This window comes from Paenibacillus sp. 32352, from assembly GCF_002042965.1.
Taxonomy (GTDB): Bacteria; Bacillota; Bacilli; order Paenibacillales; family NBRC-103111; genus Paenibacillus_S; species Paenibacillus_S vulneris.
In genome coordinates this window covers 147,961-162,493 of record NZ_MZNT01000016.1, presented here as the reverse complement: position 1 = coordinate 162,493, position 14,533 = coordinate 147,961, and the positions used below count along the sequence as shown (strand labels likewise).

13 protein-coding genes are annotated in these 14,533 nt (G+C 41.6%); all 13 read right to left on the bottom strand.

All coding sequences use genetic code 11. The features are described 5' to 3' along the window. Positions 1–76: 76 nt before the first annotated feature. The 13 genes from brxC to B1728_RS30110 all read right to left on the bottom strand — a co-directional run bounded on the left by brxC (position 77) and on the right by B1728_RS30110 (position 14,470). A complete protein-coding gene (gene brxC, locus B1728_RS30170) occupies positions 77–3,631 on the bottom strand; it encodes a BREX system P-loop protein BrxC (RefSeq protein WP_079914137.1) in 3,555 nt (1,184 codons plus the stop codon). A 19-nt stretch (positions 3,632–3,650) separates the two neighbouring features. Beyond that, a complete protein-coding gene (locus B1728_RS30165; RefSeq protein WP_079914136.1) occupies positions 3,651–4,217 on the bottom strand; it encodes a DUF1788 domain-containing protein in 567 nt (188 codons plus the stop codon). A gap of 11 nt (positions 4,218–4,228) precedes the next feature. Next, the gene (locus B1728_RS30160; protein WP_079914135.1) at positions 4,229–4,825 is read right to left on the bottom strand and encodes a DUF1819 family protein; all 597 of its coding nucleotides are present in this window, start codon (positions 4,823–4,825) and stop codon (positions 4,229–4,231) included. 17 nt (positions 4,826–4,842) lie between these two features. Beyond that, positions 4,843–5,109, bottom strand: a complete 267-nt coding sequence (locus tag B1728_RS30155; protein WP_079914134.1) for a TIGR04540 family protein — start codon at positions 5,107–5,109, stop codon at positions 4,843–4,845. 243 nt (positions 5,110–5,352) lie between these two features. After that, positions 5,353–5,913, bottom strand: a complete 561-nt coding sequence (locus tag B1728_RS30150; RefSeq protein ID WP_079914133.1) for a hypothetical protein — start codon at positions 5,911–5,913, stop codon at positions 5,353–5,355. 867 nt (positions 5,914–6,780) lie between these two features. Beyond that, positions 6,781–7,071 (bottom strand): hypothetical protein, encoded by a 291-nt coding sequence (locus tag B1728_RS30145; protein ID WP_079914132.1) that lies wholly within the window; start codon positions 7,069–7,071, stop codon positions 6,781–6,783. An 8-nt stretch (positions 7,072–7,079) separates the two neighbouring features. Next, a complete protein-coding gene (locus tag B1728_RS30140) occupies positions 7,080–7,379 on the bottom strand; it encodes a hypothetical protein (protein ID WP_079914131.1) in 300 nt (99 codons plus the stop codon). Between the two features lie 131 nt (positions 7,380–7,510). After that, a complete protein-coding gene (locus B1728_RS30135; protein ID WP_144028055.1) occupies positions 7,511–8,641 on the bottom strand; it encodes a hypothetical protein in 1,131 nt (376 codons plus the stop codon). Further along, positions 8,598–9,242, bottom strand: a complete 645-nt coding sequence (locus B1728_RS30130; protein ID WP_079914129.1) for a hypothetical protein — start codon at positions 9,240–9,242, stop codon at positions 8,598–8,600. The genes B1728_RS30135 and B1728_RS30130 overlap by 44 nt, the downstream gene beginning before the upstream one ends. Positions 9,243–9,277: 35 nt before the next feature. Next, positions 9,278–10,522, bottom strand: coding sequence for a hypothetical protein (locus B1728_RS30125; RefSeq protein WP_079914128.1), 1,245 nt, complete (start codon positions 10,520–10,522; stop codon positions 9,278–9,280). Positions 10,523–11,108: 586 nt separating this feature from the next. Continuing rightward, a complete protein-coding gene (gene rlmD, locus B1728_RS30120) occupies positions 11,109–12,704 on the bottom strand; it encodes a 23S rRNA (uracil(1939)-C(5))-methyltransferase RlmD (RefSeq protein ID WP_079914127.1) in 1,596 nt (531 codons plus the stop codon). After that, entirely contained in the window at positions 12,685–13,668 is a 984-nt protein-coding gene (locus B1728_RS30115; RefSeq protein WP_079914126.1) for a diacylglycerol kinase, read from the bottom strand. Before B1728_RS30115 ends, rlmD begins: the two co-directional genes overlap by 20 nt. 37 nt (positions 13,669–13,705) lie before the next feature. Then, positions 13,706–14,470 (bottom strand): sirohydrochlorin chelatase, encoded by a 765-nt coding sequence (locus B1728_RS30110; protein WP_079914125.1) that lies wholly within the window; start codon positions 14,468–14,470, stop codon positions 13,706–13,708. Between the last annotated feature and the right edge of the window lie 63 nt (positions 14,471–14,533).

The window sequence follows — 14,533 nt, the reverse complement described above, 5'->3', positions numbered from 1 at the left end:
CTTTGTGTTCACCAGCCTAAGTGTAAGATGTGTTTCTTCATTTGATATGCCGCGGCCGAAGCCGCGGCATTCACGTTTACTCGACAATTTCAATTTGTTTGTTATTCTTGATCATTTGCTTCAATCTAACCGATAGCGAATGAAGTAATTTGTCTACGTCTTCTTCGGATTTCAATGTCTTATCAACAAGTAAGCTACTGATTTTCACCTTTTCCTTCTGAACTACGACTGTTTCAACTCCGTGTGATGAACCATCGTCAATTACCACTGGTTGCGTTCGTTGGTTCCACTCGTTGATCTCACGACTAATCTTAATATCCATATTGTCCTTGAAAGTGGAGCTTTGGGTCACGGTTGCATCGACCTTGAAGATATCGTTGAAGCCATCGATACTCTGAGACAAGTTTTTATAGAAAGTCTGAATCTGATTCTTAATCGCTTCCGATACCCCTTCATGGTTTGCGCGTAATTCCAAGTGGTCAACATCAAGCTTAATCGCATTTTTCGCCGCTGTTTTCTTATCCTCAAGTACCTTCTGAATTGCCTCATCAATTTTATTAACAAGTTCAGGAATCTCTTTGACTTTTTTGTACGGCTGGACTTCCGTAAGTATCTCCTGCAATTTAGTGGCGTACTTTTCCGTTTCTTCGCTTATCAAGTAAACGTTGTTGTCCTTGTACTTGTCGTAGGCAAAAAGACCTTTATCAAAAATCTCTTTCTGGTTCTCAAAGAAACTACGAACATAAGAAACGTCCTCATCCCAGTCCAGAAGATTATCTTCCAGATCTCGAAGCTTGGTGAAGAACGATACGTTGTCTAATCCTTTGGTGAACTCGTTGAAATACTCAAGACCTTTGTCCAACAGGCTTTTCCCAGGGTATTTTCGACCCTCATAACGCTTTTTCAAATTCGTGATCTCAGTGACCTGCTTATCCATGAGATCTCGAACGTCCTTGATAAGTCCATCCTCATCGTCTGCTACATCTGTTTTGTTAAATACTTCTTTACAGATATTCTTGGCGATTTTCAAAAGGGACTCATCGACCTTCACACGCTTCGTCACGATGGCTTTATCAGCTTCGCTTGCCTTTGTGAGGACATTGACCAAATTCCCATCTTCAGGTTCCAGGTATTCAGCATTGAATCGAATTCTGATCCGTTGTTCTTTCATTAACTCTGCGATCAGACCTGCGATATCAAGTGGCTTCCATCCATAAGGCTTATCGCTAAAGCGATCCAAGATGATCTTAATCCTTACCTGTTTTTGAATACTATCCTGAAGACTGATGAAATCAAGCACTTCTTTAACAGCTAAACCATTGTCATTTTGTTTCGAGCCATCGATGGTAATCTGATCGGCTTTGCTTCGTAATAGAGAAACCAGATCCTTCTCAGATTCCAAGAAGGACTTTACAAGCGCCAGCTTGGTATACACATTCTCAACCAAAGAATGAAAAGCGGTATTGATTTTTTCTTTTACCGAAGCACCTTTAATGTCTACCTTATCGGCATTAATGAAGAAAACGCCACCCTTAATCGCTTCCTCCAACAAATCCTTCACTCTTCGTCTCCGCTCTCTTACTTCTGCCTGCTTGTTATTCAAGATGTTTTGAATACTCTCAGGAAGCTGAGTCGGGTTCTTTTTCTTCCTATACTCTTCGATTTTCAGAACTTCTTCCATCTCTTCAATGTATGCTTCATTACCACCGAGCTTTAAGATCATTTCACCATTTCCAGATGACATCAGCATGAGTTCCTGCTCGGATTTCGCATAATGGTCAGACAATGGAGAAAGGATATTGATTCCTATACTTGATGTTTGGTTCCCGTAGTTTTTCTCATCCATTTTCTGGTTGTATGAGAACTGGTATTGTTGCGAGTAACGGAATCTCTTATCGTCGTACAGCTCTTGGAAGATGTAGGTGGCAAGTTCTCTTTTAACCGCATCCTCCTCAATTTTCATTGCCTTGATCTCGCGGTTGATATCTTGCTCGTCGTCAGTAAGGAAGATATAAAACTCGCCGTTCTTCTGGATTAAGGTTTGGACAATCAACTTTCTTAGTGATGCCTGAATCCTCTCCTTCAACGCCAGTTTATCCTCATCGATATTCGTTACCATTAACGAGGCAATATTATCAATGTTTGCAGGAAGCTCTTTAATATACTTGACCATAAAGAGCACCTTGAGTAAATCAACATTAAACTCATCGTCTTTTAACGCTGGATTTTCATACGCACCTTCAATAACCCGCACGATGGATGGGGTCAAGAACTCCTTAATCGTATCGTAGAATGCATAAAACGGGATCAGAGTCCCTTCATTGGCATTCTTGAATCGCAGTCCCGCCTCCTTAAAAGCGGAGAGCATGGAGCGCTCCCCTTCGGATAGGTGCTTACCAGAGCTTCCATGTTTACGGACTTGCTCGAACACATTTTGAAGGAGCTTAAACTGGTATGGAAGAAACGGATACACATCCGCAAATTCTTTTTCGTCCTCAAACCCACGGAGGTCAGCGGTACTGTCTTTGAAGCTAATCAAGTTTTTAAGGATTGCACTCTTCTCATGAAAAAGGAGCTTCAGCATGTCGGTCGCATGCTCTTTTTTCAAGAGAATCCGTTTCTTGATTACCTCATCGACCGAGATAGACGAAAGAGACAGTCGGGTATCGAAACGCCCTTGGATCCGTGAGAAATCATCACCCTTTACTTTTACGATGCTGTCGATACTCTCTTGTGACGTAACCATGATCCAGACTTTCCCTTGGCAATGCGTCCCCAGATCCTCTGCCACCGTTTGAAGATTCAACATTAATTGACGGCTGTCGCCGATGTATTGACCGATCTCATCGACCAGGAAGATCAGGTGGAATTTCTCCCCCTTTTGGTCAACATACTCTTTTACATCTTTGGCGAACTTTTCAATGCTGATCTCATAGTTATTCACACCGTTTTCGAACCAGTTTCGAGCCGATTCTACGGACATTGACGTGACCTTTGTCAGAGCTTCAATGACATAATCAGCATCAAAATAGAAGGTATTTCTGCGGTCTACCCATTCTTCGCCCGCCGCGGCTCTAAACTCACGCTTAAAGTCCTCGTACACGCCTTCTTTTGACAGGTACTTCTCCATCTCGGCAACACCTGGAATGTCTCCATAAAAACCACGGTGTTCATAAAACACCTTCATAAATACACGTAAGATTGCATCCTCTTTAGACTTATTATCTAAGGGACTTTTCGAGTCTATATTGAAGAGAATGACTTCCGTTTCAACATTAGAAGCCCGTTTCATATTTGCCAGGACGATCGGATCCTGGATCTTATCTGTAAAGAAATCGACTGCCTTTTTATCTTTCACCTTTTTGTTTTCCAACAGATAGGCAAGAATCTTCAAGAAGTGTGATTTACCCGATCCGAAGAATCCAGAGATCCAAACACCCATTTTATCAGTAGCACCGCTAATGCCCTGCTGATAATTCTCATAGAATTTGGACATGTGCTTATTTAGTTCTCTGGTTACGACATACTCATCAAGTTCCTGATAGATATTATCCTCATCGGTCTGAGCGACCTTAATTACGCCTTTAATATTTCGTTCGATGTCCTTCTGAAACATGTCTTTAATAAGCACAAACCATTTCCCCTTTTGGTTAGTCAACTAATCGGAATGCCCTATAGTAGTTATCGTCTTTGAATCGATCAAACAAGCGAAGAGATAGCCCATCGTATTTGCCAGGAAAGAACATGATAACTGGAATTTTATCGAGCACCTCCTGCAGATTGTTCAAGATATTATGGGAGCGTACAAATGGATATACTTTCCCTACGCCTGTAATGAGTACCACATTATGATCCTGCATCTGTTCCTTGATCTTTTGTAAGAAGATTTCGGGCTTGGCGAAGTTGGCCATTGCCTTAAAAAGAGCATCCTTCCCCTGCTTTTCCTCCATCTGAAAAATCCGCTCGAAAATCCGCTTATCCTTTGCTATTTCAATGAGCATCTTATACAGATCGAACTCGATGATCTTGCGGTTTGACCCTTCGTGGCTGAACTCTTTCTTGATATGTATGATGTAATCCCGAACAACTAACTCATGTTCAGGCTCGTAATCAAATACATAAAAACTGATCTCGTTACCGAGACCCCTGCCTTGGATAAACTTGTCTTCCCTTATCTTCGGTATAATTTTATCGAGTCTCTTACGCAAATTTGCCATGCCACTACCTCTCATTCACCCATTGCCTTTACATAAGCAATGTCGCCAATGTCAATGAAGTGCCTCTTCAATTGTTCATCCATTAGCAGTCGATTTAGTTCCCCTGTTTTCTTATCCTTCAGAATTCCTGATTCAAGTAAAATTCGTTGTATTACGTTTTTTAGCTTTTGTATGGTTTGTTCTGTCCAACCAGCTACCCCAGCATCTTGTTCAGCTTTAGAAGTAAAGTAAAGATTGAGGTCTTTCTTCTCCATAAAGTAATTATCCGATTCAAGCTTTTCACGGATGACCTCATTCATAAACTCGAAAAAGAGCCTGTCCGTTTTCATAATAGCGTAGAGGTTGATCATTTTCCCTGACTCCAGCGATTCATCCAACACCATTTTTCTCAAGGCATCATCCAGTACAGCAACTCGTCTTAGTACTGATGGTAAACTTCGTTTCAAACTCGCTTTTACCTGGTATTGGAAAAGATTCTCGGTAAGGACTCTCTCCCTTATCTCAGAATCCTCTAACCCCTGCAACTTGAGACTAACGACCTGTTTGAATTCGTAAAACATGAAAGAAGCTCCTGTTAAAGTCGCACTATATTCTAATTCTTGAGACATGGTTCAGCTCCCTTCTTTCATACAACAGATTGTTCATCCTGTAACAGTCCGTTCATATGTAAGATTCTTTCAATGACCTCAAGTCTTCTCTTTCCGCACTGTTGCTTGAGGATCGTAGTAAATTCATTATGCTTTAGGATCTTCTTTGTATTGTTGGTGTAGATCTCTAATACATTCTTGATCAGATCTTCTTCATTCAATACATTTTCCCAGTAAGCATCGACGATACCGTTTAGAGCACTGGCAAGATCCCGTTGTGTTTTATAGAAGAGTTTGATTTCCATGATTAACACCCCAATGCACATCAACTAATACTTTAATATTACTTCATTCTTACTTTTTTCACAATTGAGGCTTCCTATAAAATAAGAAAACCGCTTTGTCAGCGGTTATATTTACCCTCTATGCTTTTCAGCGACCAATGTGCAATACGTACCCTTTTCCCAAATTTATATCACCGTAAAGGTAAGGACTGAAATACTGGTAGAACTGCTTTAAGATTGTTACAATCATCAATACTGTCTTATCTAAACTCTCATCAGGCTTAAAATATACACCGACCCTTCTTCTGCTAATTTGAATATTTTCATTAATACATCTTTGCTATTCTTTTTTGTAATGCTTGATAAGTCGATAAAATGGCTCCTGATTTGAATCCATAAACAGCTTAACGAATGCAGTCCCCCTTCGCGATCCATAGCAGACACTCGGTAAGAGAGCCCACCTTTACCCGCACCAATCGTAATAATTCTGTCGCTTTGATTACATTTCTTCTCACGATGCACATTCAGTAACTCAGGTACACATGACCACAACTCCTTTATGACGTATTCTTTAACATCCGTTGCTAATTGCAGGCTTCTAACAGCAGCTTTACCAAGATGTGTAGAATGAATTTGTTCATGCTTGAATATCAGACGTAGCGGCGGCGAGAACTCACATACGTCCTTGACCTGATGCAAATTGTCCCATACCGCTAACTTGTTCATAGAATTCAGAAAATGAATCGCTGTCAGTGCTTCGGGATGAATTTCTAATGCATAGAAGTTAATGTACTTCCGCTTGTTCCCCCCACTGCCTAAGAACAATTTAATTTCCTTTAAAAAATCGATTCGGAATGAACTTGCTATCCAAACAACACAACAATCCTTTCTTACATACTGTTCAACACATTTATCATGTTCCCATTGAATTGCCTCGGATCAGAAGGCTTCACCTGGCATCCGACAAAAAGTTCCAAGCGGCGGGATGGGCAATACCATATATATCGATATCATTGCTACCATGGTTTTTTCAAGCTCGATTTGGTCAATGTCGAGTCCTAATGCATCTTCCAGCACATCCTTGTGCTTCATTAAAAACAGTGACTAGATAAATTCAGGTTGTGAGCACTTATTCTCGCCCATTATCCTCAGCTCAATAGCGTTTCGCTTCCTGCCGAGATAAGTTCATCCATCAATAAGTGGGTCATATGTACATCCAAGTTCCTTTAAGTACATAGATCTTGAACAGTAGGTACTAGGTGGTACACTTCGACTACGTTCACCCTTCTTAATCATCTCACCGTACATTGATAGTGATATTTTAATTAGTATTTAACGATATAGATCCTTTCTCTTTTTGAAGCAATTGCTCGTGCCCTCTGTTTCTCAGCCATATTCACAATATGTTTATTTTTCCCACATTTTTTCTATGTTTTTTTGACGATTTGCTGAACAAATATCATAATTAAACGTGAAATCAGGGAGGCAGGATTCTAACTAATGAAATGCATTAAATTCTTGCTCATGCTCTTTTGTTTCACTATCAATACTAAAGAGTGCTTTTAAAGCTTTTTGCATAGAGTCTTTACCATTTTCAAATAAATTCATATATCCTCCTACAATATATTTTTCTATCCAAATCAATCATTAAACTGTTAACAACTCATTCTCGCCGATTGCATTTTATATCCATTAAGTAAATTTCATTAATGAAGTAACATCTTTAATAATTGGTACTGAAACCGATGCTATAAATCTTCTCTTTTGATTTATTTTAAAGGAATCGTTTTCTGGATCAGGTAAATTAGCTTGCCTAATTTTATGACAGGTAATTCCACCTTTCTTTAGTCCACAACGAGTAGTTTTGATTTTGCGATTTATATTGAATGGAGAATTGTCCATTAGTATTTGTTCCAGGATAACATAGCAAATCTCTCCTAACGACTTTCCAGACTTTATCCAAAGAAACCATGAATAATTCATCCCATTTATCACCAATGGGAGTCATTAATGCTTTCTTCTGAGAAGGCTGACACCGTTTTGACTTCAACATAGGTTTCAAGTCCGTAATGATCATAATATCTGATATCTTTGCTTGTAGAACCATGCTGAGTTAGAAAGGCATTCCCATATTTTTTATATATGTACTCCAGTATAAAGGCCTCACCAAATACACCAGTCTTTTGGTCACCTTTTGGTATCTTATTACTATTTTCTTTCTGAAACCTTTCCGTTTCGTTATAAGCATCAGCGTATAACTTGACGATTGATTGGAGTTTGGAAAAATACAAAACTATATCACCCACTGAATATAAATTGAATTATTCCGAAAAGACACGTTTTCACCAACGATTCTGCTTAGAGACATTAAAGATAAATCACCGCGGTGATTTATTACTACACTAAAGGATTTAAGTAAATTTTAATCGTCTGAATATGAATTCATTATTAAAGGCTCGTATTGAACACTCAACTCCCCCACCCTTCTGCTAAATAATCCTCTATCCAAGTCGATCTGTTGAGGCTCTAAATCCCTTTCAAAAATGACTCTTTTAATATCTCCGTCATTAACAACTTTCATTTTATTTCTCGCAACAACATGCCCAGTGCTTGAATAAAATTTAATTTCTGATTTACAGTTTTCATCTATCAACTGATAATATTCAGATCGAAAATCTTCATGGTGAAGTATACAGTTTGTTCCCACACGAGAAAAAGATTGTACTTCCCCATAAATTCTTACCATAGTGGTATGTCTCTCATCTTTAATTAATAACAAATACTTGATGTTTTCCATTTTTATCGAAAATTTTGCTACTAGTTCGAGATTAGTTCTTCTTTCATTTGGATTTACATAAAACTCAAAAGATGGTGATAATTTACCCCACAATTCCCGTAAATCCCCTGAATTTTTATAAATATAATCTAAATTAAATAATACTTTTCCATTTGGTAGATACCCCTTATTAATTGGGTCATAATTATGTCTAAATAAATTTAAAGCAACACAGATACTAATTAATAATATAACTAACGAAAGCCAGAAACTATGGATCCCTAAGTTAAGTAGCCCATCGACAGTTACAATATGCTGGGGATAAATTGCAAAACTTGTATAAATACCAGATGCTATTCCCCAAACAAATATTGACAAAGTTGTTACCAATAAATACACCCAGTACAATCCATTAATAATGTTATCTTTTTCAGTTAGTTTATTATACCCAATTAATTTTGCCCTGATTTCTTCAACGGATAGTTCATATGGATAAAATATCTCACTCTTTATTTGAGAGGCTTCAATAAGCTTATTATCATACTGAAATGCAACAAATATAGCAAGAAATGAAATCAATGCCATAATACCTGCAGAAATCCAACTAAGAAATTCAATTTTGTTCTTAAAGTCATCCAGTTTAATCTCATGTCCGTTTAGTTTTAAAAATAAAATAACAGTAATTAATATCGCAAATAAGGGGAATAACATTGAATACCATCGACATAAAAAACTAGTCAATAGATGTAGCCAATTTTGAGACTTGGAATATGACATTTTTTATATCCTCGTATGTATCAGTATCATTCATAGAAATTACAGATGACGAATCAAGGTTAAAATATCCATTAGTATCTAGTAACTTAAAGGTCAAGAAGCATATATTATTTGATGATAAATAATTTATGATTTCTTCTTTTTTGAGTTTATTAACTTGTATGGAATTGAAATCGATACTATTGCTAGCTGTGATTTCTCTTTTTACTTGTATACTTACTAGTTCTGCTAACGATTTTTCATCAGATTCCATAAATTTTTTTTTCCAAATATCGTATATATTGATCTTTTTAAAATAATTTACTTGACGATTCTCTAACTTCGATAATAAATATGCTACTTCACTCTCTGAGTTACTGAAGATGCATAGTGCGTTCTGCCTTTTTAAAATCCAAAAAACAATGCTTCTCGTTTGTCTAGAAATTACTTTATCCTTTATTTTGACTGGATCTGCCCAATTGTACTCTATTTCGGTGACTTCAGCATCAATGTCATTATATTGTAAATGCTCAAACTCCCTTATGACAAAATGGGGAAGATCTTTTAAGTAATTACTATCGAGAATAGTATAGTATGTGATATCTTTTTCATGAATAAGCATATCCCACCAGTCCTAACTATTCATATTGATCTAAATCAGGAAAGCCAATTACCGATTGGTTTCAATACCTCCACACTCGATTTATAACCAGTTGAATCTAAAGCCGCTTTATTATTGACTAGGAAGTCGTTAACTAGCTCAATTGTAACCTGATCTTTATTAAGTCTATCCAATATTTTGGAGAATATTAACAGATTCTTGATGGTAGTTTCCTCAATTGTATCAGTATATTGCGAATCTTTCTGAGCAAATTTTTTATAAATGGTTTGAAGCAAATTTTTTATTTCTGTTTCATTTGCGATTCCATCTGAACACATCTTTATATACTCCGATTGAATTAACTTCATAACATCCTGTTTGAATATGTCGTCATTTGTATCTAATATTACAATTTTTAGAATATCTAAGTCACGACCCTTCAACATAAAAGATACCGTGAAGTTTTTATCATCAAAAGTCATCGATACTTTGAATTGATCAATATCTTTCCCTAGGGTGATATATTCGCATGCTAAATACGATGTCAAAATATTTTTCCCATTTATTGTTACATCTTTTATATCTGAGCTACTAACCTTAAATTTAATTTCCTTATAATTCGAAGATATCTCCCTAGATTTAAGTCGATTATTAATAAAATCCAACAACAAAGCTGTCTTAAAACTCGCATTCTCATTAGCATCCCAAGTTGTTGTTATTCTCTTTAACGTATAAGGGACAATAGGTAATCCGTATACTAGCCCCAAGAAGTTAACAATAGTCTCATGGATAGCATCGTTACCAGTATGTATAGTTATGATGTTATTTACTAAATCAAGAGTAACATTTGAATAATACACCCCAGTGATACTTTCTATATTTTGTTCACCAGTACGCCAATGTTCTGAATACTCTTTTATTTGAAACGAAAGTTCTATTAACTGAAGACTAGGTACATATGGGTTTACAGATATAGTATATGCATTTGACATCGGATGGTCTTGTTTCCTAAACCCCCCGTCTAATTGCTCTATCGTCTTTTTGTTAAAGTAATCCATATTTGATAATTTATAAGTATATGCAGGCAAACCAATCATTTTTTTAGTGACAGCTAATTCAACGAAACTTTCAAAATTATCATCTGGTATTATCTCAGCCAAATCAATGAAGATTTGACGAAGTTCTTTCTTCTTTTTCTCCCGCAAATCCTCGTTAGTGGGACTATACTTAGTAATGTACTCGATTGAATCCTCTTTTGTTATCCTATTGAATAATTTATCAAAGACTCCACGTTTATTCATATCAACGACACCTCATATAATTTTCCATTTGCCTCACTCAGGTATATATTACATTAATCTTTTATATACAACAATAAGGATAACTATGTTCAAAATAAATAAACCCCTGCTAAATTAACCCTCTAACCCCGCTATGCACCGTTTCAGGGATAATTAAAGTCGTGAACAAATCCTCAACTTTTCATAGCATAACTTTTTTCTATTTCGCAATAATGTCTTGATATGGGTAGGGCGTAACATTGAGGAAAGGACATGGAAAACCGAGGTTATTGATTGAGTAAAACCACTGGGAAATGCGATTGAGTAAATGATTGGGGATCGATTGGGAAAGACATTTGGATGGGTTTAAGCCTGGGAAAAACTTAGAAATATAAGGGTTTCCAGTGCCGCGGCGACTCAGTTTCCATCCTTTAAGTGGGAAAACAAAAGCCGAGCGGGATCAGGGGATTTGCCTGAGTAACGCTCGGCTTGGGATAATGATTGATAAAAATTTGGGATGCAGACTGCCCCATGCTCCGGCTCTCGTTTAAGGATTAGCATGAGTTTATTGCGATTTTGGCAGGACTTTATTTGTTATAGCATGGATTTATTTGTTATTTACACCAGTCCTCACCAACAAACAAACACTTTCCACATGCACCGTATGCGGAAACATATCCACCGGCTGGACCTCGACGGTGGTGTAGCCGCCCGCCGCGAGCACCTGCAAGTCCCTCGCCAGAGTCGAGGGATTGCACGACACGTACACCACTCGAGATGGTCTCATCTCGAGGATCGTGTCGAGCAGCGCGGCGTCGCAGCCTTTGCGCGGCGGGTCAACCACGATGACGTCGGGGGCGATGCCCTGCCGACGCCATTCGGGGATGACGGCCTCGGCCGCGCCGGTCTCGAACTGAACGTTGCGGATGCCGTTCAGCCGCGCATTGCGCCGAGCATCGTCGATCGCTTCGCCGACGATCTCGACGCCGTACACTTGGCGTGCGCGCTGCGCCAAGAACAGCGAAATCGTGCCGATGCCGCAGTAGGCATCGATCACGGTCTCTTCGCCGGTCAGCCCGGCGAAGTCGAGCGCCTTCCCGTACAGCACCTCGGTCTGTACGGGGTTCACTTGATAGAACGACCGCGCCGAGATCGCGAAGCGGATGTCTCCGATGGTGTCATAGATCACATCGTCGCCCCAGAGCACCTTCGTCTTGTCGCCGAAGATAACATTGGTCCGCTCTTTGTTGATGTTCTGGCAGATGCTCTTAATGCCAGGAATGGCTTGGCGCAGCAGGCCGACCAGCTCGTCCGCGTACGGCAGGCTTTCGCCGTTCGTGATGAGGACGACCATGATGTCGCCTGTGTTGAAGCCGTAACGCGCCACGACGTGGCGCAGCAGGCCCTTATGGGTCTCCTCATTATATGCTCGGATCCCCAGCTCACGGGCAATGCGCTTGACCTCGGCTACGACGAGGTCGTTGTTCTCCTGCTGGATGAGGCACTCATCCATATCGATGATGCGGTGGCTGCCTTGGGCGTAGAAGCCCCCGACCAAGCCGCCCTCGCGGTCGGCCGAGGCCGCTTCGTAGCCGATAGGCACCTGCGCCTTGTTGCGGTAGCGCCAAGGATCGTCCATCCCTAACGTCGGATGGACGATAACTCCCTTATCCGCTCTAGAAAATGATCCTGCGTTTTCTGTACTCTGCCCCTTGGATAAATCTCCGCTTCCGGCTACCTGAAGCTTACCGATCCGCTCCAGGTTGTCCACCACAAGCTGCCGCTTGAAGCGGAGCTGCGCTTCATAGCTCAAATGCTGCAGCTGGCAGCCGCCGCATTGGCTGTAGATCGGACAGGGCGCCGCAATACGATCGGGGCTTGCCTTGAGGATGCGCAGAAGCTTGGCGTAGCCGTACTGCTTCTTCAGCTTCAGCACCTTGACCAGCACCCGCTCTCCGGGCAGCGCTCCCTTAATAAAAAGGGTAAAGCCGTTCACACGGCCTACCCCTTCTCCCTCGTGCCCGATGCCGACTATATCGGCTTCATATTCTTCGTTCTTCGCCACAGGCAGGCCACTCAAATCTGGCGCAGGACCCACCGTCCTTCTTCCTGCATTCCGATAGCCGCCTTGGGCTTGGGCACCATCCTGCTGCCGTCCCTTGCCCTGCGGTCTTCTGCTGCCGTTATTGCTCTTCGTGCTCATGTCCGTCCACTCCAGATTTGGTTTTCCAAGGCAGCTTGATCTGCTGCAATGGGTTCGTTTTATATACCGATTGACCGCTCTCGTCTACGAAAATGTGAAGATGAGACGGCAAATTAGTGAATAAGCACGGCAGAGTGCCGCCGAATTCGCCGTCCAGATTGATCTGCACATAATCCGGAGAGGTCACTTCAATGTTGCGGGTTTGAAAATAAATAATGTTCGGGTCACCCAAATGCTCGCCGCGGAGCGCTAAGGTGACGACGCGGATAAATTCGGCGAGATTACACTTTTTCAAGATCAGGACATCGAACAAGCCGTCATTGAGGGAAGCGTCGGGCGCCAACCGCTCAAAGCCTCCTACGGAGTTGCTGTTCGAAATGAGGAACAGCATCACTTCCTCGTGGAATTCCGCTTCGTCGGTCCGGATATGCAGCTCGATCGGACGAAGCCGCGGCAGCTTCTCCAGTCCCTTCATATAATAGGCCAGCTGGCCGATCATTGTCTTCAGCTTGCTCGGCACCTCATAAGTCAGCTCGGTCAGAGAGCCTCCGCCGGCAATGTTGATGAAGTAGCGCTGATTCATTTTGCCGACATCGATAACCTTCGTATGCTGCTGCAAAATAACATCGACCGCACCTTCCCAGCTGCGCGGAATATTAAGCGCCCGGGCAAAGTCGTTGGTCGTGCCCAGAGGCAGAATCCCAAGCGGAGGACGGTGCGGCTTCTCCGCCATGCCGTTGATCACTTCATACAGCGTACCGTCGCCGCCTGCTGCAATGATCACGTCAAAGCCGCGCTCCACCGCATCCGCTGCGGCAAGCGTCGCGTCGCCTTCGCCGATCGTGGCGTGCGTAGACGTCTCCAGCCCGCCCCGCTCCAGCCGCTGCAATATTTCAGGCAGCCGCCTTCTCATTTCTTCCCTGCCGGAAGTTGGATTGTATATCAGTCTTGCACGTTTGGTCATTCCTTTATTCACCCGTTCGCCTCGATTTGCTGCATGGTTACCACTCCAAAAAAGGAGCCGCCTGCCGCTCCATCCACCGAGTCAGCAGAGGATGCGGCAACAGCGCTCTCCCATTATATTTATATGTATAGCCTTGCATACGAGAAGGAATTACCTCGTTCGTGAAGTACCCTTCGCTTAAGAATAGCGGAGCTGCCAGCACCGTATGATGCGGCTTACACTCGCTCCACTTGTTCAGCTTGCTTGGTATTTGATCGGGCAGCAGCATGGCTGTATCGACCTCATCGAAGCCGCCCAACGCTTGAATGCGCATCGCCAGCTTCCTCATGCCGTCCTGCCATGGCTCGAAGAATCCTTTTTCTACACTTCCGTGCCCTACTAAAAGAACGATTTCCTGAGAGGGATCGACCGATAGCGGCTTCAATTTCTCGTAAAGGATAGCTGCTATATCCGGATCGTCGTCAATGGGCGATGTAAAATGCACTCTTGCTTTTATATCGAATGGAAGCATATCCGTCGGAAGGACAGGCTCCTTCTTAACGCCGAGAGCATAGCTGATTTCATCGATATGAGTGCTTCCTGAAGAAACGAACAGCGGGATAACCACAATATCTGTCACGCCCTGCATCTCCAAAGCGGTGATTCCATCCTGGATCAGACGCCCCTCCACGATTTCCAGAAAGGAGGAGTATACCGGAACATTCGCCGGCACATGCATCGCCAGGACCGCTTCGTCCACAAGCCGAACCCACTCTTCGCTGCGTGAACCGTGACTTATGACTAATATGCCGTGTTTTACCAACGAATATCCTCTCCCCTGTACGAGAAAACCATCTATCGATGTAATCAGGCTGTTCGACCACGC

What these genes read in the sequence shown, in the direction of transcription:
- rlmD (WP_079914127.1), bottom strand. Translation starts at nt 12,704, where the DNA reads ATGAGCACGAAGAGCAATAACGGCAGCAGAAGACCGCAGGGCAAGGGA.
- B1728_RS30145 (WP_079914132.1), bottom strand. Translation starts at nt 7,071, where the DNA reads ATGAATTATTCATGGTTTCTTTGGATAAAGTCTGGAAAGTCGTTAGGA.
- B1728_RS30155 (WP_079914134.1), bottom strand. Translation starts at nt 5,109, where the DNA reads ATGGAAATCAAACTCTTCTATAAAACACAACGGGATCTTGCCAGTGCT.
- B1728_RS30135 (WP_144028055.1), bottom strand. Translation starts at nt 8,641, where the DNA reads ATGTCATATTCCAAGTCTCAAAATTGGCTACATCTATTGACTAGTTTT.
- B1728_RS30165 (WP_079914136.1), bottom strand. Translation starts at nt 4,217, where the DNA reads ATGGCAAATTTGCGTAAGAGACTCGATAAAATTATACCGAAGATAAGG.
- B1728_RS30160 (WP_079914135.1), bottom strand. Translation starts at nt 4,825, where the DNA reads ATGTCTCAAGAATTAGAATATAGTGCGACTTTAACAGGAGCTTCTTTC.
- B1728_RS30115 (WP_079914126.1), bottom strand. Translation starts at nt 13,668, where the DNA reads ATGACCAAACGTGCAAGACTGATATACAATCCAACTTCCGGCAGGGAA.
- B1728_RS30125 (WP_079914128.1), bottom strand. Translation starts at nt 10,522, where the DNA reads ATGAATAAACGTGGAGTCTTTGATAAATTATTCAATAGGATAACAAAA.
- B1728_RS30130 (WP_079914129.1), bottom strand. Translation starts at nt 9,242, where the DNA reads ATGCTTATTCATGAAAAAGATATCACATACTATACTATTCTCGATAGT.